This is a genomic window from Trichococcus flocculiformis (genome assembly GCF_963662535.1).
Lineage (GTDB): Bacteria > Bacillota > Bacilli > Lactobacillales > Aerococcaceae > Trichococcus > Trichococcus flocculiformis.
The window spans coordinates 1,007,772-1,034,320 of sequence record NZ_OY759718.1 but is presented as its reverse complement, the minus strand read 5'-3'; the positions used below and the strand labels follow the sequence as shown (position 1 = coordinate 1,034,320).

The 26,549-nt window shown below is 49.7% G+C and carries 27 protein-coding genes, 1 riboswitch and 1 other annotated feature; of the genes, 4 read left to right on the top strand and 23 right to left on the bottom strand.

Annotation, left to right across the window (positions count from 1 at the left end; genetic code table 11):
* Window positions 1-22 precede the first annotated feature (22 nt).
* The 6 genes from ACKPCD_RS05225 to ACKPCD_RS05200 all read right to left on the bottom strand — a co-directional run bounded on the left by ACKPCD_RS05225 (window position 23) and on the right by ACKPCD_RS05200 (window position 5,460).
* Window positions 23-871: an amino acid ABC transporter substrate-binding protein gene (locus tag ACKPCD_RS05225; RefSeq protein WP_321434210.1), complete on the bottom strand. Its 849-nt coding sequence runs from the start codon at window positions 869-871 to the stop codon at window positions 23-25.
* A gap of 15 nt (window positions 872-886) precedes the next feature.
* Entirely contained in the window at window positions 887-1,387 is a 501-nt protein-coding gene (locus tag ACKPCD_RS05220; RefSeq protein WP_321434209.1) for a GNAT family N-acetyltransferase, read from the bottom strand.
* Window positions 1,384-2,769 (bottom strand): N-acetyl-S-(2-succino)cysteine lyase, encoded by a 1,386-nt coding sequence (gene purB / locus ACKPCD_RS05215; protein WP_321434208.1) that lies wholly within the window; start codon window positions 2,767-2,769, stop codon window positions 1,384-1,386. The genes ACKPCD_RS05220 and purB overlap by 4 nt, the downstream gene beginning before the upstream one ends.
* Before the next feature lie 675 nt (window positions 2,770-3,444).
* A complete protein-coding gene (locus ACKPCD_RS05210) occupies window positions 3,445-4,110 on the bottom strand; it encodes an SIMPL domain-containing protein (RefSeq protein WP_068561323.1) in 666 nt (221 codons plus the stop codon).
* A gap of 109 nt (window positions 4,111-4,219) precedes the next feature.
* Window positions 4,220-4,690 carry a hypothetical protein gene (locus tag ACKPCD_RS05205; protein ID WP_086990720.1) on the bottom strand — a complete coding sequence of 157 codons (471 nt, stop codon included), beginning with the start codon at window positions 4,688-4,690 and terminating at the stop codon, window positions 4,220-4,222.
* Between the two features lie 2 nt (window positions 4,691-4,692).
* Window positions 4,693-5,460 carry a hypothetical protein gene (locus ACKPCD_RS05200; RefSeq protein WP_321434207.1) on the bottom strand — a complete coding sequence of 256 codons (768 nt, stop codon included), beginning with the start codon at window positions 5,458-5,460 and terminating at the stop codon, window positions 4,693-4,695.
* A gap of 257 nt (window positions 5,461-5,717) precedes the next feature.
* Window positions 5,718-5,793: riboswitch (Fluoride riboswitch) on the top strand.
* Window positions 5,794-5,835: 42 nt separating this feature from the next.
* On the opposite strand from ACKPCD_RS05200, the gene ACKPCD_RS05195 reads away from it, so the two are divergent.
* Window positions 5,836-7,020, top strand: a complete 1,185-nt coding sequence (locus ACKPCD_RS05195) for a cation:proton antiporter domain-containing protein (protein WP_321434206.1) — start codon at window positions 5,836-5,838, stop codon at window positions 7,018-7,020.
* A gap of 47 nt (window positions 7,021-7,067) precedes the next feature.
* Here ACKPCD_RS05195 and ACKPCD_RS05190 read toward each other — a convergent pair whose 3' ends face one another.
* From ACKPCD_RS05190 to ACKPCD_RS05155, 8 genes are all read right to left on the bottom strand, one after another.
* The gene (locus tag ACKPCD_RS05190) at window positions 7,068-7,814 is read right to left on the bottom strand and encodes a class I SAM-dependent methyltransferase (RefSeq protein WP_321434205.1); all 747 of its coding nucleotides are present in this window, start codon (window positions 7,812-7,814) and stop codon (window positions 7,068-7,070) included.
* A gap of 46 nt (window positions 7,815-7,860) precedes the next feature.
* Window positions 7,861-8,499 (bottom strand): NAD(P)-dependent oxidoreductase, encoded by a 639-nt coding sequence (locus ACKPCD_RS05185; protein ID WP_321434204.1) that lies wholly within the window; start codon window positions 8,497-8,499, stop codon window positions 7,861-7,863.
* Window positions 8,500-8,668: 169 nt separating this feature from the next.
* A complete protein-coding gene (locus ACKPCD_RS05180) occupies window positions 8,669-10,072 on the bottom strand; it encodes an MATE family efflux transporter (protein WP_321434203.1) in 1,404 nt (467 codons plus the stop codon).
* A 66-nt stretch (window positions 10,073-10,138) separates the two neighbouring features.
* Entirely contained in the window at window positions 10,139-10,615 is a 477-nt protein-coding gene (locus tag ACKPCD_RS05175) for a GyrI-like domain-containing protein (RefSeq protein ID WP_276648416.1), read from the bottom strand.
* 97 nt (window positions 10,616-10,712) lie between these two features.
* Window positions 10,713-12,242 carry a chloride channel protein gene (locus ACKPCD_RS05170; protein WP_321434541.1) on the bottom strand — a complete coding sequence of 510 codons (1,530 nt, stop codon included), beginning with the start codon at window positions 12,240-12,242 and terminating at the stop codon, window positions 10,713-10,715.
* A 474-nt stretch (window positions 12,243-12,716) separates the two neighbouring features.
* On the bottom strand, window positions 12,717-14,414 hold the full coding sequence (argS, locus tag ACKPCD_RS05165; RefSeq protein ID WP_321434202.1) for an arginine--tRNA ligase: 1,698 nt from the start codon (window positions 14,412-14,414) through the stop codon (window positions 12,717-12,719).
* 121 nt (window positions 14,415-14,535) lie between these two features.
* Window positions 14,536-14,805, bottom strand: a binding site (T-box leader).
* 64 nt (window positions 14,806-14,869) lie between these two features.
* Entirely contained in the window at window positions 14,870-15,481 is a 612-nt protein-coding gene (locus ACKPCD_RS05160; RefSeq protein WP_321434201.1) for a GNAT family N-acetyltransferase, read from the bottom strand.
* A 48-nt stretch (window positions 15,482-15,529) separates the two neighbouring features.
* A complete protein-coding gene (locus tag ACKPCD_RS05155; RefSeq protein WP_321434200.1) occupies window positions 15,530-16,288 on the bottom strand; it encodes an alpha/beta fold hydrolase in 759 nt (252 codons plus the stop codon).
* A gap of 106 nt (window positions 16,289-16,394) precedes the next feature.
* Between ACKPCD_RS05155 and ACKPCD_RS05150 the strand changes: the two genes are divergently transcribed.
* Window positions 16,395-17,051, top strand: coding sequence for a DNA alkylation repair protein (locus ACKPCD_RS05150; protein WP_321434199.1), 657 nt, complete (start codon window positions 16,395-16,397; stop codon window positions 17,049-17,051).
* A 15-nt stretch (window positions 17,052-17,066) separates the two neighbouring features.
* Here ACKPCD_RS05150 and ACKPCD_RS05145 read toward each other — a convergent pair whose 3' ends face one another.
* From ACKPCD_RS05145 to ACKPCD_RS05130, 4 genes are all read right to left on the bottom strand, one after another.
* A complete protein-coding gene (locus ACKPCD_RS05145) occupies window positions 17,067-17,600 on the bottom strand; it encodes a dihydrofolate reductase family protein (protein WP_321434198.1) in 534 nt (177 codons plus the stop codon).
* 189 nt (window positions 17,601-17,789) lie between these two features.
* Window positions 17,790-18,074 carry a barstar family protein gene (locus ACKPCD_RS05140; RefSeq protein ID WP_086943238.1) on the bottom strand — a complete coding sequence of 95 codons (285 nt, stop codon included), beginning with the start codon at window positions 18,072-18,074 and terminating at the stop codon, window positions 17,790-17,792.
* 6 nt (window positions 18,075-18,080) lie between these two features.
* Window positions 18,081-18,653 carry a ribonuclease domain-containing protein gene (locus ACKPCD_RS05135; RefSeq protein WP_321434197.1) on the bottom strand — a complete coding sequence of 191 codons (573 nt, stop codon included), beginning with the start codon at window positions 18,651-18,653 and terminating at the stop codon, window positions 18,081-18,083.
* Window positions 18,654-18,722: 69 nt separating this feature from the next.
* A complete protein-coding gene (locus tag ACKPCD_RS05130) occupies window positions 18,723-19,247 on the bottom strand; it encodes an SOUL family heme-binding protein (protein WP_321434196.1) in 525 nt (174 codons plus the stop codon).
* A gap of 175 nt (window positions 19,248-19,422) precedes the next feature.
* Between ACKPCD_RS05130 and ACKPCD_RS05125 the strand changes: the two genes are divergently transcribed.
* Window positions 19,423-20,658, top strand: a complete 1,236-nt coding sequence (locus ACKPCD_RS05125; RefSeq protein WP_321434195.1) for an MFS transporter — start codon at window positions 19,423-19,425, stop codon at window positions 20,656-20,658.
* A 66-nt stretch (window positions 20,659-20,724) separates the two neighbouring features.
* Here ACKPCD_RS05125 and ACKPCD_RS05120 read toward each other — a convergent pair whose 3' ends face one another.
* From ACKPCD_RS05120 to ACKPCD_RS05110, 3 genes are read right to left on the bottom strand one after another with little or no spacing between them, the layout of a single operon-like run.
* A complete protein-coding gene (locus ACKPCD_RS05120; RefSeq protein ID WP_321434194.1) occupies window positions 20,725-23,151 on the bottom strand; it encodes a cation-translocating P-type ATPase in 2,427 nt (808 codons plus the stop codon).
* Complete coding sequence (locus ACKPCD_RS05115; protein WP_276644833.1) at window positions 23,141-23,344, bottom strand: DUF6544 family protein; 204 nt, start codon at window positions 23,342-23,344, stop codon at window positions 23,141-23,143. Before ACKPCD_RS05115 ends, ACKPCD_RS05120 begins: the two co-directional genes overlap by 11 nt.
* Before the next feature lie 10 nt (window positions 23,345-23,354).
* Entirely contained in the window at window positions 23,355-24,008 is a 654-nt protein-coding gene (locus tag ACKPCD_RS05110; protein ID WP_321434193.1) for a DUF6544 family protein, read from the bottom strand.
* Between the two features lie 220 nt (window positions 24,009-24,228).
* Here ACKPCD_RS05110 and ACKPCD_RS05105 point away from each other — a divergent pair, with 220 nt between their 5' ends.
* Window positions 24,229-24,876 (top strand): acetate uptake transporter, encoded by a 648-nt coding sequence (locus tag ACKPCD_RS05105; protein ID WP_321434192.1) that lies wholly within the window; start codon window positions 24,229-24,231, stop codon window positions 24,874-24,876.
* Between the two features lie 229 nt (window positions 24,877-25,105).
* On the opposite strand, the gene ACKPCD_RS05100 is transcribed toward ACKPCD_RS05105, so the two are convergent.
* Together ACKPCD_RS05100 and ACKPCD_RS05095 are read right to left on the bottom strand one after the other, a co-directional pair.
* Entirely contained in the window at window positions 25,106-25,477 is a 372-nt protein-coding gene (locus ACKPCD_RS05100) for a hypothetical protein (protein WP_276648206.1), read from the bottom strand.
* A 93-nt stretch (window positions 25,478-25,570) separates the two neighbouring features.
* Complete coding sequence (locus ACKPCD_RS05095; RefSeq protein WP_321434191.1) at window positions 25,571-26,548, bottom strand: hypothetical protein; 978 nt, start codon at window positions 26,546-26,548, stop codon at window positions 25,571-25,573.
* Window position 26,549: the final 1 nt, after the last annotated feature.

Here is a 26,549-nt window from a genome sequence, read left to right as displayed (position 1 = left end):
CTTCACTCTTTTCTCTGTGTTTCTATTCGCCGGCTTTGACTGTGATGTCTTCCTGGCTGAAGTATTTTTCGGATAGTTCTTTCAGGGTGCCGTCTTCGCGCAATGCTGCGATTTCAGCGTTGATTTCAGCTTGCAGTTCTTCGCCGCGCTCCGTCTTCGTGAACGGGAAGGCGATGTCTTCATAGACGAACGGCTCGCCAACAAATTTGAGCGCTAGGCTATTCTTTTCGATTTCCGCAATCAAGGAAGCTTTGGAGTTCACGTAGCCTTCGACACGTTTGGCAACCACATCGTTCATCGCGCCGTCACGTGTTTCATAGGTACGGATCGTAATTTCACCGTTGGCATCAAATTTCTGCAGGTTCGTTACATTGTTCGATCCCAATACACCGGATACCGTCTTGCCCTTCAGATCATCAAGCGTGTTGATGTCGGTGTTATCCGTGTGCGTCACGATTGTTGCCCCGGCGTAGGCGTAGGTATCCGAAAAGAGGAATTTCTCTTCGCGTTCCGCAGTCTTCGCCACGAAGTTCGCGACTGTGTCGATCTTGTCGGTTTCCAATTGCCCCATCACGCCGCTGAAGTCGGAAAGTGTCCATTCCACGGTGTAACCTAAGTTTTCAGCCGCGGTCTCGATTACTTCCACGTCGAAACCGACCAACTCTTCGCCTTCGCGGTATGCGTTTGGATAGCTTTGCCCGGTCGCTCCGACCCGCAGCACTTTTTCTTCCGCCGCTGTCGAAGAACTTGCTTCTTGGGAACTCGTTGCGCTGCTTGCCGCGCTGTCAGCTGAACTGTCCGTTGTCGTGCCGTTTCCGCAGCCTGCCAATACGACTGTTGCTGCAAATGCCAATGCCATCAATTTTTTCATTTTCTATTTCCCCTTTTATCTGAATGATTTTATGATTATTTTTTTGAAATAAGCGGTGATGTGCCCCAAACCAAGGTCTGTTTCCGCAATTTTTTCGTAACCTCTGTTTTCATACAACTGCGGCAGCCACGGATGCTCGATGGCCGTGCCTAAAGTGACTGCAGGACATTTGAGTTGGTCGCGCGCGATGTCCTGTTCAATGAAATCCAACAAACGGCTGCCAATCCCTTTTTTGCCTGCGGCCGGCGAAACCGCCAGCCAGCCGATGTGCGGCAGCCCTGCTGGACCCGGATTCGGTCCCCAAGGCAACCGCAAAGAAATTGTCCCCACTAATTGTCCGTCCTCCTCCAAAAGGTAGCAGACATTGTTGGTTATGTGTTTTTTCGCGGCTTCCGTGCCCACTTGCGCCGCGGCGAAGTGGATGCCCAGCTCCGTATTGGAAACATAGGCTTGCCGGAGCAGCTCCGCGAGTGCAGGCGCATCCGCTTCCTGCGCCAAACGGAAAGTCTGCGTCATTGTCCATCCGCTCCTTCTGCGCTGTTTTCCAAGCCTGTTGCTGCGAATCGCTGCAACACCTCGTCTACTTTTTGCGGAGCCGAACCGAGATAGGTTTCCGGATCCAGCAAAGTATCGATTTCGGCCTCGGACAGATGCTGGCGGACCGTTTCGTTTTCCACGAGCACATCGCGGAAGGATCGTTCCTCCTCTACAGCGGCCATCGACAGTTCATAGATAAGGTGGTGGGCTGTTTGTTTACCCAAGTGCTCGGACAGGACGAACATGACCCGTTCCGACAGCAGCAAGCCGCCTTGCAGGTTGAGATTGCGCAGCATATGCTTCGGTTTCACGACCAACCCTTTCAGGACGGCTTTCGTGGTGGCCAATTGCGAGGAAAGGTAAATGCAGATTTCCGGCAAGGCGATCCATTCGCCCCTCCAGCTCATCGCATCGCGCTCATGCTCGACCATCGTCGATTGTTGGATCAAGGAGACGTTGGCTAAAATTGGGCGCGTCAGGCTGGCGATTCCTTCGAATGCCGCCGGGTTGCGCTTGTGCGGCATCGTTGAGGAGCCGATTTTACCGGGTGTGAACGGCTCTTCGACTTCATCGATTTCGGTCCGCATCAGGTTGTAAAATTCATTCCCGACCTTACCGAGCGTTCCGCTGATGAGGCCGATGATGCTGGCGTATTCCGCGATCCGGTCACGCGAGGACTGCCAGCAGATGTCCGGTGTGTTCAGACCCAAGCGCGTCAACGCGGCGGCTTCGATAGCCGGACCTTGCTCACCGAAAGAAGCATAGGTTCCGACGGCTCCAGCGATTCCGCCTACGAAAACCCGTTCTTCGGCCTCTTTTAAGCGATCCAGATGGCGCAAAACTTCGCTCAGGACGACCGCCATCTTGAAGCCGAATGTCGTCGGCAAGCCTTGCATACCGTGTGATCTTCCGGCCATCGGTGTCGTGCGGTATGCAGCCGCAAGCCGTGCCGATTCACGCGCGATTTCATTTAGTTCGCTGATGAAGATCTCATGCGCTTCCTTCAATTGCAGCATCGTCCCCGTATCTACGATATCCTGAGTCGTCGCGCCAAAATGCACGTATTCGCCGTCCTCCCCGCTCAACTCCTGTAAGGCATTGATGGTCGGCATCAAAGAATGCTTCAGCTTGGCTCCACTGGCCGCCAGCTCCTCCAGATTGATGTATGCGCTCTTCGCTTTCGAAGCGATCGTCTCGGCCGCAGCTTGGGGAATCACCCCGAGCTCCCCTTCAGCAAGCGCCAATGCCGCTTCGACATCCAGATGCTTCTGCAGGCGATTGTCCTCCGACCAGACTCCTCGCATCGCTTCCGTTCCGAAATTATTCTTCATCATAATCATATCTATCACATGTGATGCCATTGTCTGATTCCTCCCCAAAACGTATATCCGTATTTCCTTACTGCGCGTGGCTTCTTTTGTCCGCACTTGCTTGCTTTCCATTCAAAATGAACAAAAACAACTTCTGTTAGCTTACCATTTCAAAGTGGCTCGGCATATTCTGCATTTCCGAACACGCTTGATAGAAAAAAACGAACACCCCTCACCTTTTTCCGGAGTAAAATGGTAGGAAAAGCTGAACGGGTTCGTTCAGCCCTGATTAAGGAAACACTGTGACCTAATCGGTCAAGTGTATCATGCCTCTAAGCGATTGAAATCGCAAGAGTCATGACAATTTAGGAAATCTGTCCGCCTGAGCATCGAAGAGCGCAATATGCTGAGAGACTTCCTACGTCAGCAGGTTAGTCGAATAGTATCCTTGGCTCGCAGAGACAAGGGGTTCCTTGATCCTTTCCGAAGGGCTAACCCGTGAAGCTAGACATCATTTTAGATGCATGAAACATGTTGAAAACTTGTGAAACACCTACGGTGATGCACTTTTCACTCTGGAAAATTTTATAAATTCCTATATGACCACAAAAAAAGACCTAAAAACACCGCTTATGCAGTGTTTTTAAGTCTATATTCGGTATTTCATATTCGACGACGAGTATTCGGCCCTCAAGTTTATCTTATCGCTTCCGAAAGACTTGTCGGTCAGGCCTGTTGCGGATGCAGGATTTCCCAGATGACCGTAACGGTGTCACTATTGCTGATGTCTTCAGGCTCAAGATCGATCATCGGAGCGCTGTCGTAGGCCATTTTTGATGAGGCCGCATAGACACGGGAGCGCACTTCGATTTCGCCCCAATCGTAATCGATCGCCAAAATTTTCCCGAGCATGACGCCGCTAGCCTTAGCCAGCACTTGTGATTTTTCCTTGGCATCTCGAACAGCACTTTCCAGCAGAGCTTGTTCGACTGCCCGGCGATCCTTCAGGAAAAAATAAACCGAAAATTCCGGATCCGCTTCGCAGACCGACAGTGCCAAGAGGATTTCACCCAGGCGTTTGCTGTCGTTTCCGAAGGTGATCTTTAAGTCATTCCGATAACGGTAACCTAAGAAGTAGCGCTTATTCTCGCCGCGGAAATCGTTCCTGTGCTCATACGCGCTGTCGATCGAAAAGTGTGTGGAACGTATTTCCTTTTTAGAAAATCCGAGTGGCAGCAAGGTTTCCCGGACTTGCTCCAACGCCAAAGCGGCATGTTGCATCGCCAATTCGTAGGTGTCCTTGATGTCCTCCAACTGCAGCGAAATCGCGATTGCATCAGGCGACGCGCTGGCGAAACCTTTGCCTTTGACAGTCATTCTTGAAATTTCCATTTCGGTTATCCCCTTTTTAAATAGATCAACTTGTCTTCATTAAGAAAGACTATCACGCAGAAAGCGGTTACGCAAAAAAAACAGAGTGTCATGAAAGAAGGCCCACTGTTCAAGAAGACTGTCCAGTTTCATGGGCATTCTGTTCCTTCGCCTTTCTCGTTTGCCGATCGACAAAGAGACGCACGCCATAAGTCAACGGTATCGAAAGATGCAAGACTACCTGCAGACCGTGAAGCATCACAAATTCAACCGTATTGATCGGAACAGGCAGATCCATGCCCAGATGATACAACTGATAAGACCGCTGCGCCTGCAGTCCGGCCATCACCAAGAAGAAAACATTGCTCCAAAAGGGACTGCGCGTATAGATGTCGAAAAAGGCATTCCGATAAACAATGTTAACCAGAAAGAAAAGAGCACTGACCATGATGATGATCATAATTGCATTTTGGTATGAAATCCCGCCAAGGCTGTCGATCGGCAATGAGATATAAATAAAAAGCAACGCTGTCATGAACAACAAACTATAAAAGCCGAATCTGTAGCGAACCTTCTTTTGATTGTCATCGTAAAATTTCACATTCATTCCTCCTTAGCTTCTGAAAAAGTTTTTACCAACACATTCATTTCATTTTTCAGCATATCAATTTCGCAATAGGCGAGCTTCGGATTGTTGAAGGCGAAATAACGATAGATTTGATTCACACGCAATCGGAATTGTTTCGGGCTGATCGGCAATCGGCCCGCGCGCTTCACGCCGCCCTTCCCGTTCAACAGAAATTGTCGGTTCAATGCATGAATGACTTGAACCCACGAATGTATCGCTTGGGAAAAACCAGCGCTGGCGAAATGGATATCCCCTTCAAAAGCGGCTTCCTTTACAATTTCCAACTGTAACGTCGTTTCCTTCATGAAACAAGCAATCGTTGACTGACGCAGTGTTTCCGGATACGTTCCTTGCATCACTAGCTTTCCCTTTTCTGCTGTGATCGGATGATCCACTGATTCCCAAAGAATTCGACCATAATGAATTTCAGCCGCCATGTTGCTGTTCACGACACCGAAAGGATGACCAGTCTCGTACTTGATCGCAATCTTTCCGTCAAGGCAATCCGTGATGGCAAGATCCACAAGTCCAATATCTCTTAAAGTAAATCCAACCCGTAAACCGCCTTCTTCCAATCGGTGAATTGCCTGATCCAATTCAGGATGGAACCCCTCTTCAGCGCCATAGTACAGCAAGATATCTGACCCTTCGCCATTGTCCCCATCCTCGCAAACCATGACGCCCTTCAACCCAGGAATGCTTTTCAGTTCGCTCACAATCTTGTCTTTGTTCACTTGGTCCACGCATGCCACCTCACATTTTTCTGATGGAAAATCTTGTCGGAAAGGCCGTTTGGAAAATTCGACTAGCCCATAAATATTAGTCGATGACCCCGAGGCGTTCAATTTGATTGCTTTTATCATATCAGTTTTTAACAATTATCGCAATTTTGACATTATCTCCCATAACAGGATAATAAGTTATGGGAATAGCGCCAAAACAAGAATGTGGCGTCCTCTTTCAGCTTGTCGGTCTTCCGAAAACATGCTATCATATTACCTATACTAACGGGAATGAATGTCTCCCGAAGCAAATCGCTTAAACCGCTTATATAAGCTGATGACTTCTGCGCAATAGGCGCAGTCCGTCGTCAGCTTTTTTAGTGGAAAAATTTGGAGGTGCACGTTTTGATCTACAGTATCGCTCTTATTCTCATAATTGGTTTTCTGCTCAGTTCGCTCTTTATCCGATTGCAACTGCCAGGCTTGTTGGGCTTGATTTTGACCGGTATCCTCTTGGGTCCTTTTGGCATGGACCTTATGGCGCCGGAATTGTTGGCCATTTCTGCGGACATCCGAAAAATTGCTCTGATTGTCATTCTCGTCCGGGCAGGTTTGACCATGGAGCTGGGCGATCTCAAGAAAATCGGCCGCCCGGCTATCTTGATGACCTTTTTGCCTGCAACTTTCGAGATCTTGGCTGTCACCTTGTTGGCGCCGAAATTATTGGGCATCACGTTATTGGAGGCCGCCATCCTTGGTACTGTTCTGGGTGCAGTATCACCGGCTGTCGTTGTCCCGCGTATGATCATGTTGATCGAAAGCGGCTACGGCAAGGCTAAAGGGATTCCACAGATGATTCTGGCGGGTGCTTCCGTTGATGATGTTTATGTCATCGTGCTGTTTACCTCATTCATGGGCATGTACACAGGCAGCGGGTTCCAGGCAATTACGCTGCTTTCCGTTCCGGTTTCGATCGCGTTGGGTCTGCTCGGCGGCCTACTGGTCGGCTTGGGATTGGTCTTTCTCTTCAGAACATTCCACATCCGAGATACGATGAAAGTGATGCTGGTACTGAGCGCCAGCTTCCTGTTGGTGACGGCTGAGGATTCCTTGGCAAAATTCATTCCGTTTTCCGGCTTGTTGGGCGTCATGGCTGTCGGAGCGACTTTATTGAAAAGACGTCCGGAATTGGCCAAACGTCTGAATGATAAATTCGCCAAAATTTGGTCTGCAGCCGAAATCTTCCTATTCGTGTTGGTTGGATCAGCCGTTGATATTTCGGCCTTGGGCGGTGTTGGTTTCGCAGCTGTTACTTTGATTTTCGGGGCTTTATTTTTCCGGATGGTGGCGGTCATTCTGGCCGTTTCAGGTACAAATCTGAATACAAAGGAACGCATTTTTTCCGCTATGGCGTATACACCGAAAGCCACTGTCCAAGCTGCCATCGGATCGATTCCTTTGGCTGCCGGAGTCGAAGCAGGCAGTATCATTTTGAGCGTCGCCGTTTTGGCGATCATCCTGACCGCACCTATAGGAGCCACTTTCATTGACCGAACTTACAAGACATTCTTGACAAAGTAAAAAATCGAGGTGCCTGTCCATTCTTTGGACAAGGCTCCTCGATTTTTTCATCTTTTCTGCATAATGTAGAAAACATAGTTGTAGTAGGCGCTGTATTTTTCGAAATGTCTCATTTCCTGGCGGTTCTCTTCCACCAAAGCTTTTGCGTCCTCGCTGTGGCCGTGCCGTTCCAGGAATGCCGCTTCATTGCTTTCATAGTAATGGTAGTAGTGGCTTGTCCAATCCGATTCAGGCAGGACGAAATGTGCCAGCGGGATGTAGCCGGCCTCCTCAATCTGGGCGGTCTTTTCCGCGATCGTCCCCATTTCCGAGTAAACTTCGGTCCAATATTTGTCCACAATCTGCGGGCGTTGCGGCGTCAGCCAGGAAATTTCCGAAACGACCAAGTAGCCGTCTTTTTTCAGCAACGGACGCCACTCTCGGATGCCTCTGGAAAAACCAATGTTGTAGATGGCGCCTTCCGCCCAGATGACGTCCACTGATTCGGGTGCAAAAGCCAGCTGTTCCATGTCCATTTCCTTGACCGTCAACCGGTTCGTGATGCCTTGTTGCAGGGCTTTGTGTTTGAGTATGCTCAAAAATTCTTTGCTGCTGTCGACCGCTGTGATGTGGGCAGGCGTCTGTTCACTCAGCACCATTGTCTGCGCACCGGTACCGCAGCCGACGTCCAGCAGTTGTGCTTGCGGAGTCAATTGCGGCAGAAACTGCAGGGCTTTGATGGTGCTCTGTTGGCTGCCGGGGCCTTGGCGCGGGTTGTTTTTATGAAAATCGATGATCAAATCCAATGTTTCCATGAATTCCCCTCCTGATCTGCTTTGTCGTGCTTGTCAGCGCAAGAACTTACTGCCGTTCGCCGACGACTGTGTAGCGTTGTCTCAGATGCCGTTGCCTTTCGATTTCGTCCACCAGTGCGATCGCATAATCCGCGTAACTGATATAACTCTCGCCTTCGCTGTTCAGCAGCAGCGTTTCTGCCCCTTCAGCGTATTTTCCGGTCCGGTTGCCGTTCGGGTCAAAATAAGCGGATGGCGAAAGATATGTCCAATTGACCTTGCTTTCCTTCAGTAGGCTGAGGGCCTTGGCCATGTTTTTCGCAGTCGGTTTGAAAGCCTCGGGGAAATTGGCTGTTTCCATCACCCGGATCGTTTTTCCGGGATCTGCGTAAAGGCTGCCGGCGCCGCCTACGACTATCAGACGCGTTTCCGGCAGGTGCTCCAATTCATCGATCAAGGACTGCAGCGAAGTGACATGCTCCTCTTCCATCCCCTCCGGCGCATTGAAAGCATCCACAATCACATCGAACCCTTTCAGATCCTCCACCTGTACATCGAAGATATCCCGCTCGATGATGGCTACATCTTTATCGGCGAGCTTGGCGGGATTCCGGATGATAGCCGTCACCTCGTGTCCCCGGGCATGCGCTTCTTCCAAAATAAGCCTGCCTTGTCTGCCTGTCGCTCCGATGATTCCGATCTTCACTGAAACCCCTCCGTCCTGTTCTCAAACATCCCTCTGTCTCCTTCATTTTAGGATTCCGAGGATTAAAAGTAAAGCCGGACACTTTTCCGGAAACAAAAGCCCGCCCTAAAATGAATCCATAAAAAAAGCCCCACAGAACCACTTCGGCTCTGCAAGGCTTTCGCTTTTCTTACTTTTCTGGGATAGCATCCCCAATTGTATGCGGATAGATGTTCGCGATGACTTCTCTGTCGATTTTCTTGTTGAAATAGATGCTCATGACCAGCGCAAAGACTTCCGCAATCGGAAACGCCCACCAGACAAACGCAACGTCCCCCAACAAAGAAAGCAGGTAGGCTGCCGGCAACAGCACCACGACCTGGCGGATCATGGAGACCCATAGACTCAGGCCGCCTCTTCCGAAGGCCTGGAACACGGAACCGGAGACGATGTTGTATCCCGCAGAAACATAGCAGAGACTGATGATCCGTAAAGCCGGTATCCCGATTTCCAGCATTTCATCGGATGCATTGAATAATTGCAGCAGTGTTCCGGGAATCAGCAAGAAAATGGCGGCGCCGATGAACATGATCGCCATCGCATATTTTTTCGACAAGCTGATGGTCTGCTTGATCCGTTCTTTTTGGTCTGCACCGTAGTTATAGGCGATGATCGGAACCATCCCATTGTTCAGGCCGAAAACCGGCATGAAGATGAAGCTTTGAAGCTTAAAGTAGACGCCGAAAACAGCAGTCGCTGTCGGTGTGAAGCGGATCAGAATATTGTTCAGGCTCAAATTCAGGAAGGAGCCGACAGCTTGCATCAGAATTGACGGGCCGCCAATGGAATAGATTTTTTTGATCGTTTGCATATCCGGGCGGAACCCTTTAAACGATAATGTGATTTCTTTATTGAAACGGACATTGAAAAAGAAGGCCAATGAAGCCGCGGCTATCTGTCCGATTACGGTTGCGATCGCAGCGCCCCTTGTCCCCATTGCCGGAACACCGAACCAGCCGAAGATGAAGATCGGATCCAAGATGATGTTCAGGATGGCGCCTGTCGCTTGGGTAGTCATCGTATACATGGTTCTGCCTGTCGACTGCAGCAGGCGTTCCATGCTGACCTGCATAAAGATCCCGAATGAGAAAACACAGATGACTTGCAGGTAATCGATTCCGTAGGCGATGATTTCTGCATCCTTCGTCTGGAAGGAGAAATAAAGCGGGATGAAAAACAATCCCAACGCCAAGAACAACAGGAAATGCATAGCATTCAGAAAGATGCCGTTATCGGCCGTACTGTTTGCGGCCTCGTAATTTTTTTCGCCAAGGCGTCTGGAAACCAAGGCATTGATACCGACCCCGGTCCCGACCGCCAAAGCGATCATCAAGTTCTGCACCGGGAACGCCAAGGATACGGCCGTCAGTGCTTTTTCTCCGATCTGGGCCACAAAGATGCTGTCGACGACATTATACAAGGCCTGCACCAGCATCGAAATCATCATCGGCACGGACATCGAGATCAGTAGCTTGTTGACGGGCATAACACCCATCTTGTTTTCCGCCATTGCTGGCTGTTTGTTTTGTTGCATATTTTTTTCCTTTCCAAAAAAGTGGAGCCGTCTATTCGACGGCTCGCTCTTTTGTTACTATAATTTTTAGTTTTCATCTGCCTCTTGGATAGGCAATTCGATTTTGGTCAAGTATTCTTGCGGTGTGAAGCCTCCGCCGTTGTAGTAGGTTTCATAGGAGATGCCGTTCGTTTCGAAATCATGTACCGCTAACCACTGGTCCATTTCCTGATAAATCTTGGGAATTTCATTATAAGGACCGATGTTCAGACAGGATATCCGTTTCCCTGCCGGAATTATGGACATACGGATGTCATCTTGCGGAGGCAACATTTTTGCGATCGGATAGCCGACTTCGATTTCGACGTTTTGCTTCGTGAATGAGTAATAAATCGTGAGGCAGGGTCCTGCAGGCAGTTCTTCCAACAAATTCAGATAGGTCATGATTTTTTCGCGGCAGTCCTCTATCTTCGTCTGCATATTTTTTAGCGTTGTTTCCGTTTTGATGGAAATGATGCGCTGTTCCGGCTGGTTGGTCAATGTAATGTCTGAAATTCTTCCCATTTTACAAAACCCCCTCTATCAAGGCTTACGATGCACCGACTTTTACAAAATTCAATATAAGGATAGCATATTTTCAAGAAAAAACCCACCCGATGGATCAAGTGTCGAAAATTTGTCTCTTTTCCAATTGCTTCAGTTCTTCCTGAACGGTTTTGGCCAAGCCCAGATCCGTCAAAACATGCAGCACATCGCCCGTTTGCATAACTGTTTTCCCGGTTGCCACAACATTCTGCTGGCCTCTTCGGATCGATGTCACCAACACATCCTCAGGCCAACGGACATCACGTATCTCTTTGCTGGAAAAATAACTTTCAGCTCTGACCGGTAGATCAAACAGATATTTTTTCCCATTGCGCTTGCTGTCATGTGAAGCGATCAGCCTTTCCAAAAGGCTCTCATAGATAGGATCCACTCCCAACAGATCCGCAGTGACAAAGGCGCTGAATGAACAAATGGCAAGAGGCATCAACTGATTCATCCCGCCGACCATCTCCGTGACCAAAATGATGGCAGTCAAAGGGGCTTTTCCGATGGCTGTGAAATAACCAGCCATCGCAAAAATAATGAAGTGCGGCAAATATTGCGGATCGAACGACAGCAGAGCCAAAGCCGCTTTTCCGTAGATGGCGCCCAAAATCGCCCCCAATGATAAGATCGGCAGAAAAATACCGCCAGGAACATTCGCTCCATAAGAGATCATCGAAAATACAAAGCGCAAAACCCAGAGGCCAATCAATATCCCTAACGAGAGTTGCCATCTGCTCAAATGCAAGATCAGCTCGCTGCCACCTCCGATGACCTGGGGAAGAAAATAGCCTATCGGAATGACCAGTAGGAATGGCAAGATTGCATTATACCGAGCTGGGATGAATGGCAACCTGCCATACAGTTTAGGCAATACCAAGACTACTTTGGTGTAGAGCCAGCCATTCAATCCTAGAAAGATGCCTAAACCAATAACCAAACCATAGTAGGCGATCGGGATCGTGTTCATCATGCCGATATCCAACGCCGGAGTCAACCCGAAGATATTAAGGGACACAAAATTTGCCACAAGCGCCGAAGAGAAGGTCGTGATGGCCAACAAGGGAGAAAAATTATGATGGACCTCCTCCAGGACAAACATCAGTCCTGCCAAAGGAGCATTGAAAGCTGCGGCCAAACCGGCACCGGCACCGCTCGAAAGAAGGATTTTTTCTTCGACATCATCCCCCTTTGTGAGATTGCTGATGCCTTGCCCCACTGCGGATCCCAGTTGGATGGACGGGCCCTCCCTTCCTAAAAAAAGGCCGGATCCGATCGCCAGTAGACCGCCGATGAATTTTTTCCAGAGTACTGGCCACCAGTTTAAGCTGATGAGCCCCTGTACTTGCCCTTCAACTTGCGGAATGCCGCTGCCCTTGATGTTAGGTTCGCTTTTAACAAGTTTTCCGACGATGAGCGCGGCTGTCACTGAAAAAATTACCCAAGGGATGAGCCAGATTGGCTGTTCCTGCATGAAATGATAGCCTTCGATCACTGTTTCTAAAATAAATTCAATGCCTAATCTGAATAGACTAACAATAAAACCGGCTGATAAACCCACCAGGGTTCCTTTCATGAGGTAAATGACACGTTCATCAGCCATGAGCTTCCTGTAGATATCCACGGATTATCCCTTCTTTCTTTTTTAATTGTTCAATGAAAATCAAAAAACCTAAAACTATGTGCATAATTTTAGGCGATTTTGGTTTTTGTCGTATCCTACATAGTCGAACTCTGAATTGCAGGGGGTGAGCAATTCATCGTATCCTACGAAAACGCGTTCTGAAAAGCAGATACCACTCCCGTTTTGTCATGGCTCTTGCGATTTTTAATCGCTTAGAGACATGATACACTTGACCGGTACGGTCACAGTGCCTCCTTACGTAGTGAACAAAAGAGGTTCACTTCGTTATTTGCTCCAACGTCCGGGTATCTAAACGCTTTTCATCTCGCTCTACTTAGTCGAACTCTGAATCCCAGAAATCTCCGCCTAAGTTGACAACCCCACGCGGACAAAAAACGTCCGCTTTGTGTTTGTCCCCTTAGTGCTCGATTTCTACCCGGGATTCATCGTATCCTACATTTTTTCTGGGGATTGGACTCCTAGGAGTCTTAGGCCTTCTTGCAGGACTGTGGCTACGGATTGTACAAGAGCCAGACGGGCGTTGCGTTTGTCGTCTTCGACAAGCACTTTTGTGTTGCCGTAGTATTTATTGAATGCTTGGGACAAGTGGAGCGTGTATTTCGCGATCACGGATGGCTCGAATTTTTCGTAGGCTTGTTGGATGATTTCAGGGAAACTGTTCAACAGTTTCACGACTTCCCATGCGTACGCGTCATCCAAACCAAGATCAGCAGCTTCGGTCGTGTCCAGTTCAACTGCCGCTTTGCGCAGGATGCTCAAGCCACGTGCGTTTGTATATTGTACGTATGGGCCTGTTTCGCCTTCGAATTGCACGACTTCTTCCAAATCGAAGTCGAAATTGTTCAGACGGTCATTTTTCAGGTCGTGGAAAACGACGGCACCGATGCCGACTGCTTTGGCGACTTCTTCTTTATTTTCCAGTGTCGGATTTTTCTCGTTGATCTGTTTCAAGGAAAGCTCGGTCGCTTCATTCAGGACTTCCTCAAGCAGGATGACTTTCCCTTGGCGCGTCGACAATTTTTTGCCGCCTTGTGTGATCAGACCGAATGGGATGTGGTGCATGTTTTCTGCCCAATCATAGCCGAGTTCTTTCAGAACGGCTTTCAGTTGTTTGAAATGGTTGCTTTGCTCATTGCCGACTGCATACAGGGACATCGCAAAATCATAATTGCGTTTGCGGTAAATCGCCGCAGCCAAGTCGCGGGTGATGTACAGCGTCGCGCCGTCCGATTTCTTGATCAAAGCCGGATTCAAGTTGTATTTTTCCAGATCGACGATGGTTGCTCCGCGGTCCTGGGTCAGGATGCCGGCTTTGTCCAACAGCTCAACGACTTCATCCATCTTGTCATTATAGAAAGCTTCGCCGTTGAAGGAATCGAACGTGATCCCCAACATATCGTAGATTTTCATGAATTCCTGCAGCGATTCGGAACGGAACCACTCCCAAAGATGCAAAGCTTCTTCATCGCCGTCTTCCAATTTCTTGAACCAGGCGCGGGCTTCGTCGTTCAAAGTATCGTCTGTTTCTGCTTCCGAATGGAAACGGACGTACAGAGTCAGCAACTCGTTGATCGGCTCAGCTTTGACTTTCTCCTCATTGCCCCACAATTTGTAGGCGACGATCAACTTGCCGAATTGCGTTCCCCAGTCGCCCAAGTGGTTAATTTTGATCGGGTTGAAGCCGACTTTTTTCATGATGTTGGCCAAAGAATTTCCGATTACTGTTGAACGCAAATGGCCCATCGAGATCGGTTTCGCGATATTCGGCGAGGACATATCGATCGGAACATTGCCGCCTTTGCCGATATCGGCTGTTCCGAATGCATGCTTCTCGGCAGCAATTTCATGCAGGACTGCATTTGTAACGGCTGCTTTTTCAAGGAAAAGGTTGACGTACGGGCCTACTGCTTCTACCTTCGCAATGTAAGGATGGTTCAGTTGTGCCGCCAAATCTCCCGCGATTGCTTGCGGTGCTTTGCGCAGTGCTTTCGCCAGTGCGAATGCCGGAAATGCAACGTCCCCGTGTTCTGTATATTTAGGTACTTCCAGCAATTGGTACACTTGGTCGTAGCTTAAATGCTCCGGTACCAGCTTTTGAATCTCTTCAGCAACAATCTTTTTATAGTCCATATTTTTCTGCTCCTTTATTATATGCCTCTGCCTATCCACACGGTGAATGGATCACTTATCTTCCAGTAGGTACCGCAAATCTGCGATAACGATAAAAAAAGCCCCTATTCTGCCCTGGCAAAATAGAGACGAACATCCGTGGTACCACTCTAATTCGATAAAGCAACACAGATGGGCTCTGATTAGTTTATCCTTTTGAACCGTTAACGGGGCTAAACCGAACGACGCTACTCGCAGACTCTTTCCCGATCCGTCCGTTGAACAGAGGACCGCGCCTGTTTTCAAGTCATTTTCTCTGAAGTGCGTTTCCTTCTTCACTCCGTTGCGGGCTTCCACCTTCCCCGCTCGCTGTGAACATTGCTCGAAGTACTTTCTTCATCAATGAATGTGATTACTATCTGTATTACTATATCAAAGCCGGCCCTGTTTGTCTAATTGAATTTTTGACTTCCTCATCATTCCGATGGATTCGGCAAATGCTTCGGACGGCTCATCCAGATGCTTTCCGAGTAATCCATGAAAATTTTTCCGATCCAGGATTTTTTGCGATGCACTTCGCGGAAGCCAATCCTTTCGTAAACACTTTGAGCCCGTCCGTTACTGTCGACGACATCCAAAGCGAAGGTTTCGTAAGGTTCCGTTTCGATCAGCTTAAGCAGCATCCGTCCGGCAACACCTTGGCACCGGTCTGCCTCGTTGGTAGCTACACATTCAAAATAGAGCGTATCATCGTCGATGTCCAATGGCTCCCCGTATTCTTTGCGAAAACTGAAATAACCGACATGTCCCCAGAGAAATCCGAAATTAGCCAGGAAATCCTCTTTGTTGACTTCCATCGCACGACGCTGGTTGGTTGAACAGCCCACCATCGCGACCGGGCGCTCCCCGTCCATCGCAACTCGGATCAAGTCCTCCTGCAGCAGCCTGCGGAATCCACCAAGCAGGCGCTCGGTGTCGCGATGCAACGTCTTCATGTCCTTATAGTAGCTGCTGACGAAAATTTTTCTGACATCCTCTTTTTGTGTTTCCGATAATTGGCTCATTTTCGCCATCGTTATTTCTGTCATATTTGTCTTCCCTTCATGCAAATCTCACGTATTGTTTGATCCGCTGCATTATTGCTGGTGGCTGTTTCCGATGAATGCTGTGATGGCCTCGACCGTCTGCTGTTGCTGTTGAAGGGCACTGATGGTTGCCGTGCCATCGCCCTCCTGTAGGCCGTAATCACCGAACTGGCCATGATTGCCGCCATCCAGCACGATTTCCGTATAGTCATCCGGCAACTTCGCTTGCGCTTCATCGTAGCTTTCACGGCTCAAAACTTCATCCTCCGAACCATAGATGGAGAGCGCAGAAAACGGCGCATCAGTCAAATCATTGGACGGATAGGATGCCAGGAAAATCAGGCCGTCGACTCTATCAGTTTGATCGGCCGCAAAACTGGAGGCCATAACACCGCCCAAAGAATGACCGGCAAGATACCAATCCTGCACACTAACTTCCTGTTCCATGATTGCTTCGGCCGCGTCCGCGTCAAAAACCGCCAAATGGAACGGCATCTTGGCGATGACCACCAATAAATCCGCTTCGGCCAAGCTGCGCAGCAAAGGTGCATAGGCTTCCGCTTCCACCTTTCCGCCCGGATAAAAGATGACGCCTTCTTCCGGATCTTCTCCATTCGGCGCAAAGGTGATCGCGTCATCGGTTTCGGTGATGGTGACCGATCCATCCGACTGCAGCGCCTTGATCGCAGCCGCCGTTGCTTTGTAGTAGTCACTGACGTACCAAAAGAATGAACCTGCCGCAATCACAATAACTACAGCCAGTCCGATCAGCCAATTTCGGATCCAGCTGGCTTTCCTTTTTATTTCCATAATATCCTCCTTGAGATCATGATTGCACTTTCCCCGAAACTATTCTAAAGTAATCATGATGAGTGACTTATGAGTCGCATCCACCTCAGAAAGGCAGGTTAACACCATGCGGTATGATGGCATTTTTGAATCTTTGCTGGCGTTGCGCGATGAAGAACGCGCCCCCCAGATGTCGGCCTATATGCGGAATCAATTCCCGTTCCTGGGCATTCCAACGGGTCCGCGGAAAGCAGCCTATAAAAAATTTCTTGCGACCGCAAAAAAAGAAAAGATCGTCGACTTCGATTTCGTCGACCAATGCTTCAAACGGGATGAACGTGAATTCCAGTATGCCGGCGTCGACTATCTTTTGGCGATTCAGGATTGCCTCGGTCCGGAAGACTTGCCTAAGTTGAAGCAATACATCCAGACAAAATCTTGGTGGGATACCGTCGATGGCTTGGACGGGGTTGTCGGATCGATCGTCCAACGCTATCCGGAATGCAAGCCGATCCTGTTGGAATGGAGCGAGGCGGATGACATCTGGCTGCGTCGCGTTGCCATCGATCATCAACTCGGCTTCAAAGAAAAGACGGATACCGCTTTACTGGAAGAAATAATCAAAAATAATCTGAACCAAAAGGAATTCTTCATCAATAAAGCCATCGGTTGGTGCCTGCGCGATTTCAGCAAAACGAATCCCGATTGGGTGCGCGCCTTCCTTTCCGCACATAAGAATGATCTTTCCAACCTGAGCATCAGGGAAGGCAGCAAGTATGTCTGAGCTGGTAAGCTCTTATCAATTGTTTGGTTCGTAACTGAGCTGAACCAAACCTGAATCAAATGTGGTTGCTTCCACCAGTTTCAAAGGTTGCTCCTTGTCGTTCTCTTTGAACAACGGAATGCCTTCGCCGAGCAGCATCGGGATGATGGATATGGTGTAGCTGTCGATCAGCCCCTTTTCACGGAACAGGGCGATCGCTTCGGACCCGCCATCGATAAAGATGTCCTTGCCGGGTTTGCTCCGGATCTGATCCAACAGCTCTTCTGCCGGTCCGCTGTAAAAATGGACCTGACCATCAGGAGTGCGTTCTGCCCGGGAAAGTACATAGCATTCCCGGCCTGCATGCGGGAACTCCCCGCCGAAAGACAGCACTTTTTCGTAGGTCTTCCGCCCCATGATGACTGTGTCTATCGTTTTGATGAAAGCGGCATAACCGTAATCTTCATCCGGTCTGGCGACACTTTCGAGCCAATCGATATTTCCGTCCGAATGCGCGATGTAGCCATCCAGACTGGCTGCGATGTAGACTCTGACTTTCCTTTTTTCCATCTGATCACCCCATTGACTTGTCTACCCCATACAGTCAACTATACGCCTGGTTGACAATCAAGGAAAGAATTTTTCGTTCAGAAATTGACAAAACCGCAAAAAAAGACGATTCTGTACGAATCGTCTTTTTTTGCTTTGAGCCTTAGTTTTAGGTTGACAATCGGGTATTGCCCAGCTCGTTGGTTTGGATCAACTTCGGAGTGGGTAGGCCAGGATCAAACGGATGGCGGAGTTGGTTGCGGCAACTTCCTTGAACAAGCTCACCAAGGAGTATCCGTAGTCGCCGAGTTGGCTTTTAACGGTTTGCGGATCATTCAGGATGATCATTTTCCCGGAAAAATCGGTCGTCAGACAATCCCACAAGGCATCCAGGTTATTGCCGTAATATTCGGGGAGGTGCAATTTCTTTTTCAGATAGGCATGCGTTGCTTTTCGGCCGGTCATTTCCCTGCCTTCCAAACGGATGATTTCCATCTTCAATCAATCCCCCTCCCCGTAAAGCTGTTCGAACGATTCATAATGATCATCCGTGTAAAAAATCAGTCCGTCATTCGAGTATACGATGCGCTCCGCCCCGCGGTAGCCGCCGTCATAATCGATGTCGGCCTCATAATAGGTCCTGCCTGATTTCTTCGGAAGCAGTCCCTCCCGATTGCCGAAGAAATCACCGCCGATGGACATCCCATCCGTCACTTCCCACAAGTTGCCTTCAGAGTTATCCCAGCCCAATGCTTCGGCTTCATCCTTCGTCAGATAGTTGGGCGGCAGCTCGTTGAACTCGTGGATGTAGGCCGCCACTTCGTCTTTCGTGGAATAGGACTGCCCTTCCGTGACACTGTTGCTGGTTACTATTTCGGCCGATTCCTGCGTCTCATTTTGTGGGCTAGTTTCTTGGATGCCTTCTTCAATTGCTTGCGAGCTGCTGGCGGTGATGCTGATCGAAGAGTCCGTTGTCTGTTCCTCGAAAAGCGAATCGACACCATTGACCCATACGGCCAGAATGATCGCCAAAAGTGCGAACAAGCCCTTCATGACGCTTCTTAAATTTTTCATCCATTTATCCCCTTTTGCTAAATGTGTTCCCCCGATACGATACAAAAGGAACACCGAATTGTCCAGTATTTACTTGGTAGCCTCCTGTTCCGTTGCGACCCGCACCATGATTTCGTTATGCCGGAACATCGGCGGCACGAACGGGGCGTTGAAGGACGCCAGCATATAGTTCGAAGCAGGCTGGTAATTTTTCTCCTGCACCCACTGCGCCAGCTTCTCCAGCATGTCACGCTCTTTCCGATCATTCGAATAACCGCCGTATTGGATGACCGCAAAAAGGCCGTTGGCGAATTTTTTTACGGTCAGCGCAGGACTGTTGGGCTGCGGAATATCCTCCCATTCCGCCTTAGGGACAACAAATGCCATCTTCGTGCGTTCTTCCGACATTTCCTGGATAACCGGTACAGTCATGCTGATTTTTCGATTGGCCTGATTGTCTTTTGAAATGTAGCGGAACAAGGTGCCGAATCCGCTGTCAACACCCGGATCAGCGGCATTGTCATATTCCACGATGTAGAAATCGCGGTATTCCCGCAATTCGAACGGCTCCTCAGACAGCAGTACTGTGTATTCCGGGCGTTCATATTTGGCCATGACTTCCCTTCCCCCATTCTGTTCTCTATAGCTGAATTTTACCACGATTTTCTTTTTTCCCGAAAAGATAGGCTGCTTGACTGGTTTGGGGCTTGTGCTATCACCCAACAACTGATATAAATAAATTACAAGCAAATGAGAGCGTTATCACCTTTTATGATCGGAGGCGGAAGCCATGTTGAAAAGTTTTTCGTTGCAGGAAAAAAGTTGGATCATGTACGATTGGGCAAATTCCGCCTACTCCATAATCATCTCCTCGGTTATTCTGCCGCTTTTTTATAAATCGATCACTACCGGCGTAGGCATAGCCCCGAATTTGGCGGATTCTTATTGGGGCTATGCGACATCTGCCGCGACTTTGGCTATAGCAGTATTCGCCCCGATCCTCGGTACGATCGGTGATTATCCGAAATGGAAAATGCGGCTGTTCAAAAGTTTCTTCCTGATCGGTGTTGTCGCTACAGCCGCACTGAGCTTCACGGACGATTGGCGCCTGCTGCTTGCCTTTTATATGCTCACGACAATCGGCTTTTCGGGCGCTAACATTTTCTATGACGCCTTTCTGGTGGATGTCGCGACAGAGGATCGGATGGATCGGGTGTCCACTTACGGATTTGCGATGGGTTACATCGGGGGCAGTACGATTCCGTTTGTGCTTTCGATCCTTCTGATCATGTTCGGAGAGAAAATCGGCATTCCCAGGACGACTGCCATCAAAGCCTCCTTCCTGTTCACAGCTTTTTGGTGGATCGTCTTCACGATCCCGATGCTGCGCAATGTGAAACAGCGCTATTTTGTCCCGGCCAGCGAACACATCATCCATGACAGTTTCGCCCGCCTTAACAAAACTCTGCACCAAATCCGCAGCCACAAGAAGATGTTCCTGTTCCTGATCGCCTACTTCTTTTACATCGATGGGCTGAACACAATCATCCACATGGCAGCTGTCTTCGGCGACAGTATCGGGGTCGTGTCTGATGTGCTGATGATCGCCGTGCTGGTGATCCCGATCCTGTCTTTTCCTTTCACGATCCTCTACGGAGTACTGGCCAAGCGCTTCGGCAGTAAAAAAATGATTTTGGTGGGCATCGTCATTTATCTGTTTGCCTGCCTGCTGGCTTTCCGGATGACCACTGCTGTCGAATTCTGGATCCTCGCTGCGCTGGTCGCAACTTCGCAAGGCGGTATCCAGGCACTGTCGCGTTCCTATTTCGCCAAGCTTGTGCCGAAGGAGAACGCCAATGAATTTTTCGGTTTCTACAATATCCTCGGCAAATTTGCCGCCATCATGGGTCCGGCGCTATATGCGCTCACGAGCCAATTGACCGGTGACTCACGCAATGGACTCGCCAGTATTTCTCTCCTCTTCATCATTGGAGGCGTGCTGATGCTGCGGACAGAGGGAAATTAATCCCGCGTTGCATATGATCCACACCCGAAAAGGCTGCATTCCACGCGGAATCAGCCTTTTTAGGTTCTATCTTTTACTGACGAACCCAGACAACGGACGTTTGACGAGTTCCGTGACGACAAGATAAGAAACGGCGATCCCCAAAATGATCCCCAAATGCGCCATTGTCGGCGGCTGGAATTCAAAGAAGGCGGCAGTAGCGGGAATCATCGGCAATCCGATGGCAAGTGCCATGGCGATCACCGAAAGGATCACGATCGACGGCGCCGGCCAGCCGGCCTTGGTGATCGGAGCCAAGGAGCGGATCGACAACATCAATAATATCTCCGTCAACACGCTGGCAATGAACCAGTTGGTCTGCAGCACTGCCGGGGAAATCCGATAGAACAGCCCGAAGCAGATGAAATCGAAGACCGTGCTGACGAGCCCCATCGTGACGAAAATGATGTAGAGGGAATGCAGATCATACCGCTGCGGTCGTTCTACTTCCTGAGCCGATACGCGATCAAAGGCGATGGCCATCATCGGAAAATCGGAAAGCAGATTCAGGAGCAGCAACTGTTTCGGCAGCATCGGCAAAAAGCTGATGAAGAGCGAGCCGATGGCGACCGCATAGAAATTACCGAAGTTCGAGATCAAAGTGGCGCGGATGTATTTCATCGTATTGGCGTGCGTTTCCCGCCCAAAGCGGATGCCTTCGACGATTACCCGCAGATCGTTCTGAAGCAATACGATATCAGCGGTCTCGCGGGCGACATCGGCCGCCGATTGCACGACCATCGACACGTGCGCCGCCTTCAAGGCCGGTGCATCATTGATCCCTTCACCCAAATAGCCGACTGTGAATTGTTCTTTCAGCAATTGGATTAGTTCCAGTTTTTGCTCCGGTGTCGTCCGGGCAAAGACGCGAATTGAAGACAGACGTTTCTTCCTTTCGGCCAGTGGTAATGTCAAAAAGTTGGCTGCCTCCGTGACTTCAGCGCTCTCCGTCACCAAACCGGCTTCCCTTCCGACTGCCTCGGCAACTTTCAGGGCATCTCCGGTGATGACCGTAATGGCGACATTCATCTGTTTTGCGGCGGCTACGGTCGCAATAGTGGAATCCTTGATGCGGTCAACAAAAGAGACAAATCCGCCGAAATGCGCACCGGTGCCGTCATCATAGCTCACGCCCAGTACCCGGTGCCCTTTTTCTTCCTCCGATTGCAGCCATTCCGCAGCTGCATCGCGGGGAATGAGTCCTTCTCCGAAGAAATATTCCGGGCTCCCGCGGCGGATATGCAGCGTTTTGCCGTCCGCCTGTTTCACGATCGCACCATTGCTGCGCAGCGCCGGGTCAAAGGCCTCCTCCTGCGCGAGACTGTAGCGCTCCACAATCTGCCGTTGCGCTTGCGTGAGGGCCTCATCGCTTGCACGGTCGAAAGGTTCCGGTATCCGCTCATGCAGATTGATGGCGGCCAACCGCGCCAAAACCAACGGATCGTAAGGCGACCCCGCCGTTGGATAGGAAGCACTGAAAACAAGATGGTTTTCCGTGATTGTGCCGGTCTTGTCGGTGCACAAGAGATTGACGGATCCCAAGTCCTGGACCGCAGAAAGCCGCTTGACGATGACATCGCGTTTGGCGAATTCTAAGGCTCCCCGTGAAAGCGAGAACGTCAGCACCAAAGGCAAAGCTTCTGGTATGGCCGATACGGCCAGCGCAATCGCGAAGATCATTAGGCCCGTGACATCCGCCTGCCGGCCTTCGATCAGGATGTTCGCCACCACGACGAATCCGAGCGTCAGTAGCGTCACTTTCATGATGAAGTTGCTGATTTTGTCCACACTCTTGACCAGTTCACTCTCCGCCTGGACGGTTGATGCCGTCGTAGCGATATGAGCCAATTGCGTCTCCTGTCCGATCGCCGTAATCTCAGCCAAAGCATTTCCCCGCACAATCACAATCCCTTGCAGCAGATGCTCTTCTTCATCAGCGGCAGTTGCGCTTGACGCGGACGCCCGTTTCGTAACTGGAATGGACTCACCCGTAAAGGTCGTTTCATCGACCAGAAGATCACGGGCAACGCGGACAATGGCGTCAGCCGGCACGATATCGCCCGACTCAAGCTTCAGGATGTCCCCGGGCACCAACGTTTCGGTCGGCACTTCCTTTTCCGTTCCGGCCCTGATTACCGTAATTGTGCTCAGCAGATAGGCTTTCAGCTTATCGGCCGCCTGATTCGATTTGTGCTCCTGATAGACGTTGAGTGCTGTCCCAAGGAACACAAACAACAAGATAAAGGCACCATCGATCGGCTCACCCAAAGAAAAGGTCACGCCCGCCGCAATCAGCAGCATCAGATTGAAGATGCCGCGGAATTGCCTTGCAATCAGACCAAGGAGGCGATGCTTCGGTACCGGCAGCGCGTTTGGTCCATATCGGACTCTCCGTTCAGCCGCTTCCGCTTCCGTCAATCCTTTCCATTCATTCCATTCATTCTTATTTGTCATAACTCATCATCGCAGCTTTCGCATCAAAATAAGTGAAATCCCCTTCATCATAGTGCCAGACCGCCTTCAGTTCTGTCGGCTGACGGATACCGTTGATTTCCTTGTACACGCCGCAGATGGCCGACCATCTGACTTTTTCGCTTTTCCCATCCATCGTCGTTGCTTCCCGATCATCGGTCGTGAAGGCTATCATCTCATCATCTTCATTGAACGTGAAAATCCCTTTCCGCAGTGGTACCGTATGCCGTAATCACCGCCTTGGCATGGTGCGCGTCGATTGCCTCCCAGCGGATGTAGTCCTGAAGAGCCGCATTAGGAACGAAGAGGCACTCGGACAGGAACGTCACCAAACTGGCCTTATCCATCGCTTCTCCGTCAATGTCGAACAATGTGATATTTTTTGCCAAAATCCCTTTCATTGAGCCTTTGCCGTCGACATAGGCATCCACACCTTCGAAAGGTACGCCATAGAGTGAACTGTCGATGTAGGCGATGCGGTCGGGTCCGTTCACAAAATTATACTGTGTGTAGGCGATCTTGATGGGCTTTTTTCCCTTCCCGAGCGAAAAGGCGACATCAGGAAAAACCACCTTCATGTAGGCCATTTTCAGTTTCCCAAGATGACCGCAACGGCGTAGGTGACGTCGGACAGGACCAGGCAGCGTCGCAATGTCCGCTTCTGTGAAGCGACCTTTTGCCGGCTCCGTTCCCTTCAACAAATCCTCCGCCAAATCGGTAAATTCCCTGGCGGCCTTCGAAGGCGCCGTGCGCAGATAGGCATGAACTATGCCGGCAGTCCCGAGCAGTACCCCACCGACCGCAATGATTTTCTTTATCGCTATCATTTTCTCTTCCATCCTTTCGAATTCCTCAAAATCGTTTTATTATTTTCTCTGCAGAATCACTTCATAACAACACTCAAACGTAAATAACGCTTACACAAAAGCGCCTTGCCGTCGCATCAAAAATGAACTTTTGGTGTACTTTCAACGAAACAGATTGACGACAGCAAGCAATATGTATATAATCACCCTGATATTATTTTCAGATTTGAAATCAAAGGAGAACGGACTACTAATGAAAAACGCATCAAATACACAGAACAACACAATCGTCAGCTTGAAAGAATTCACTGCTAATCCAGCGCCACTTGGCTTATTGGGCTTCGGAATGACAACAGTCCTGTTGAACATCCACAATGCAGGTTACTTCCCGATGAACACGATGATTTTGGCTATGGGCATTTTCTTCGGCGGCATGGCACAAGTCATTGCCGGAATCATGGAATTCAAGAAAAACAATACTTTCGGCGCAACTGCCTTCACTTCTTACGGCTTCTTCTGGCTTTCCCTTGTCGGAACGCTCGTTATGCCTGGTCTTGGCATGGGCGAAGCGGCTTCAGCTAAATCCATGGCTGCTTACCTGTTCATGTGGGGATTCTTCACGTTGGGCATGTTCGTCGGAACATTGCGCATCAGCAAAAACCTGCAGGTCGTCTTCGGTTCTTTGACACTGCTTTTCTTCCTGCTTGCTTTGGGAGACTTCACGGGCAATGAAATGATTTCTACAATCGCGGGTTACGAAGGCATCTTCTGCGGCTTCTCAGCCATCTACGGCGCTTTGGCACAAGTTCTGAACGAAGTCTACGGCGAAGAAGTCCTGCCGTTGGGCAATGTGACGACTGTCAAGAAAACAGCAAAAATCGAAGTAGCTACTAGTAAATAAATAAATTGAATCAAATAAAAACACGGGCGCTATGCAATAGGATTGCATAACGCCCGTGTTTTTGCCTTTTCGGTGGCGTTCCCCGACCAATCGCCGAGGAGTGTCATTCGAAGTCAGCAGCAACCTTTTTACGGGGCTGGCTTGTGCAACCTGACCTGAAAATTTGCCTACTGCTCTGTCCTGAATAATGACTGATTTGATTGATTGCTGCTTGTTCCGACTTGGCGGTTTATCTGCTGACGATCCGGCAGCAGTGGATCCGGGCTGCTTTCTTTTTACCTTCTTCGATTTCCTGATCGAAGGCCGCCCTTTCCTCCGGCGTCAAGTCGTTGATCGACAGGAAGCTCAGATTGGACAGTCTGTATGTTTCCTTCACATCGCTGTCGTTTCCGAAAGCCGTCGCTTCGATGTTGTTCAGCACCTTTTCCGGATCGCCGGCTCCCATCGCTTCCAGGCTCTCCTTGTCCTGTTCAGAGAAACGCAGCGCCAAGTCGAGCGTCGTCGTCTTGTAGACGGTGCTGCCCATGAAGGTGACGCGCGTCAGGTATTCGTTCGTGACTTCGTTGTAAAGGATGTATTCTTTAGCTGTTGTTTGTTCCATGATTCAGTTGTTCCCTCCAAAAATACCGATTTGCATTCCCATTATAGACCATCCGCTCTGTTTTTCACATACCGGCCGTAATAGTTTACCGGTTCAAGCCGGCTTTTTGCTGTTTTTGTAGGCATCATGGAAACCTTCGAATGAGTCCAGCAGGAAGATGAACAGGAAGACGGCTTTGATCGAGTTGAATGCAGTATTGAGGACGCGTTGCCCATCCGTGGCTTCGCCGATTTTCGTGACGAGCTCCGGATTCAGGATGGCTGTATCTTGAAGGATGAACCACAACAATACAAACGAAAGTACATTCAAAATCAGATTGGCGGTCGCGACCGGATAGGTCCACTTCCTGAAAACGAGTTTGCTGGCGGAGAACAGCAATTGCAGCACCAGCATGCCGTTGATGTAAGGCAAGTAACTGCGGAACACTTCCTGATTCAACATCGGAATCATTTCCTGGATGCTGCCGTCCAGCGTATAGTAGAATCCCAGCAGCTGGCTGTATTGGTTGACGAGGATGATGAACAGCACCGTAAAGATGATGCCGATGATGACCCCGACTCTGCTGAACGGTTTCTGCGGCTTTTCTTTCTCTGGCAGATCAGCCAGGCTCCAGTCTTCCTGGATTTCCGTCAGTATCTTCTGTTTTGCGGTCTTTTCCATGATGGCGAACACGAGCGTCACCCATCCGAAAGCCCCGATTGCCGCGCTGATGGCCGTCGCGAAACTTATGGCGAAATAACGCAGCAATTCCACATCATTGACGATGAAATCGACTGTATTCCCGATCAGCGTGCCGATGACCGCCACAATCATGACAATCTTTACGATCAAAAAGTAGGTGCCGTACAGTTCCGGACCGATCAGGTGAGGCGGTTCCCTCAATTGCTTTTCAGCCAGAATCCTTGGACTCCCCAATCCTCTCAACACTTCGCGTTCCGTCTCTTCGGAAGCATTGCCTCGTTCCTGCAGCCGCTCCGCGATGATGCGGCGCATGGCCTTTTCCACTCCATCTTTTTCGGTCGGCGGGATATGTTTCAGGCCGGCCGCGATGTACCTTTCCTGCAGTTCCATT

Bases quoted from the DNA above. Each gene is read 5' to 3' on its own strand.
- ACKPCD_RS05175 (WP_276648416.1), bottom strand. From the start codon at position 10,615: ATGGGAAGAATTTCAGACATTACATTGACCAACCAGCCGGAACAGCGC.
- ACKPCD_RS05120 (WP_321434194.1), bottom strand. From the start codon at position 23,151: ATGACAAATAAGAATGAATGGAATGAATGGAAAGGATTGACGGAAGCG.
- ACKPCD_RS05110 (WP_321434193.1), bottom strand. From the start codon at position 24,008: ATGGAAGAGAAAATGATAGCGATAAAGAAAATCATTGCGGTCGGTGGG.
- ACKPCD_RS05170 (WP_321434541.1), bottom strand. From the start codon at position 12,242: ATGGCTGATGAACGTGTCATTTACCTCATGAAAGGAACCCTGGTGGGT.
- ACKPCD_RS05160 (WP_321434201.1), bottom strand. From the start codon at position 15,481: ATGACAGAAATAACGATGGCGAAAATGAGCCAATTATCGGAAACACAA.
- ACKPCD_RS05115 (WP_276644833.1), bottom strand. From the start codon at position 23,344: ATGATAGCCTTCACGACCGATGATCGGGAAGCAACGACGATGGATGGG.
- argS (WP_321434202.1), bottom strand. From the start codon at position 14,414: ATGGACTATAAAAAGATTGTTGCTGAAGAGATTCAAAAGCTGGTACCG.
- ACKPCD_RS05180 (WP_321434203.1), bottom strand. From the start codon at position 10,072: ATGCAACAAAACAAACAGCCAGCAATGGCGGAAAACAAGATGGGTGTT.
- ACKPCD_RS05105 (WP_321434192.1), top strand. From the start codon at position 24,229: ATGAAAAACGCATCAAATACACAGAACAACACAATCGTCAGCTTGAAA.
- ACKPCD_RS05095 (WP_321434191.1), bottom strand. From the start codon at position 26,548: ATGGAACTGCAGGAAAGGTACATCGCGGCCGGCCTGAAACATATCCCG.
- ACKPCD_RS05220 (WP_321434209.1), bottom strand. From the start codon at position 1,387: ATGACGCAGACTTTCCGTTTGGCGCAGGAAGCGGATGCGCCTGCACTC.
- ACKPCD_RS05130 (WP_321434196.1), bottom strand. From the start codon at position 19,247: ATGGCCAAATATGAACGCCCGGAATACACAGTACTGCTGTCTGAGGAG.
- ACKPCD_RS05210 (WP_068561323.1), bottom strand. From the start codon at position 4,110: ATGGAAATTTCAAGAATGACTGTCAAAGGCAAAGGTTTCGCCAGCGCG.
- ACKPCD_RS05190 (WP_321434205.1), bottom strand. From the start codon at position 7,814: ATGGAAACATTGGATTTGATCATCGATTTTCATAAAAACAACCCGCGC.
- ACKPCD_RS05140 (WP_086943238.1), bottom strand. From the start codon at position 18,074: ATGGAAATCATCCGTTTGGAAGGCAGGGAAATGACCGGCCGAAAAGCA.
- ACKPCD_RS05125 (WP_321434195.1), top strand. From the start codon at position 19,423: ATGTTGAAAAGTTTTTCGTTGCAGGAAAAAAGTTGGATCATGTACGAT.
- ACKPCD_RS05145 (WP_321434198.1), bottom strand. From the start codon at position 17,600: ATGGAAAAAAGGAAAGTCAGAGTCTACATCGCAGCCAGTCTGGATGGC.
- ACKPCD_RS05225 (WP_321434210.1), bottom strand. From the start codon at position 871: ATGAAAAAATTGATGGCATTGGCATTTGCAGCAACAGTCGTATTGGCA.
- ACKPCD_RS05100 (WP_276648206.1), bottom strand. From the start codon at position 25,477: ATGGAACAAACAACAGCTAAAGAATACATCCTTTACAACGAAGTCACG.
- ACKPCD_RS05150 (WP_321434199.1), top strand. From the start codon at position 16,395: ATGCGGTATGATGGCATTTTTGAATCTTTGCTGGCGTTGCGCGATGAA.
- ACKPCD_RS05135 (WP_321434197.1), bottom strand. From the start codon at position 18,653: ATGAAAAATTTAAGAAGCGTCATGAAGGGCTTGTTCGCACTTTTGGCG.
- ACKPCD_RS05155 (WP_321434200.1), bottom strand. From the start codon at position 16,288: ATGGAAATAAAAAGGAAAGCCAGCTGGATCCGAAATTGGCTGATCGGA.
- purB (WP_321434208.1), bottom strand. From the start codon at position 2,769: ATGGCATCACATGTGATAGATATGATTATGATGAAGAATAATTTCGGA.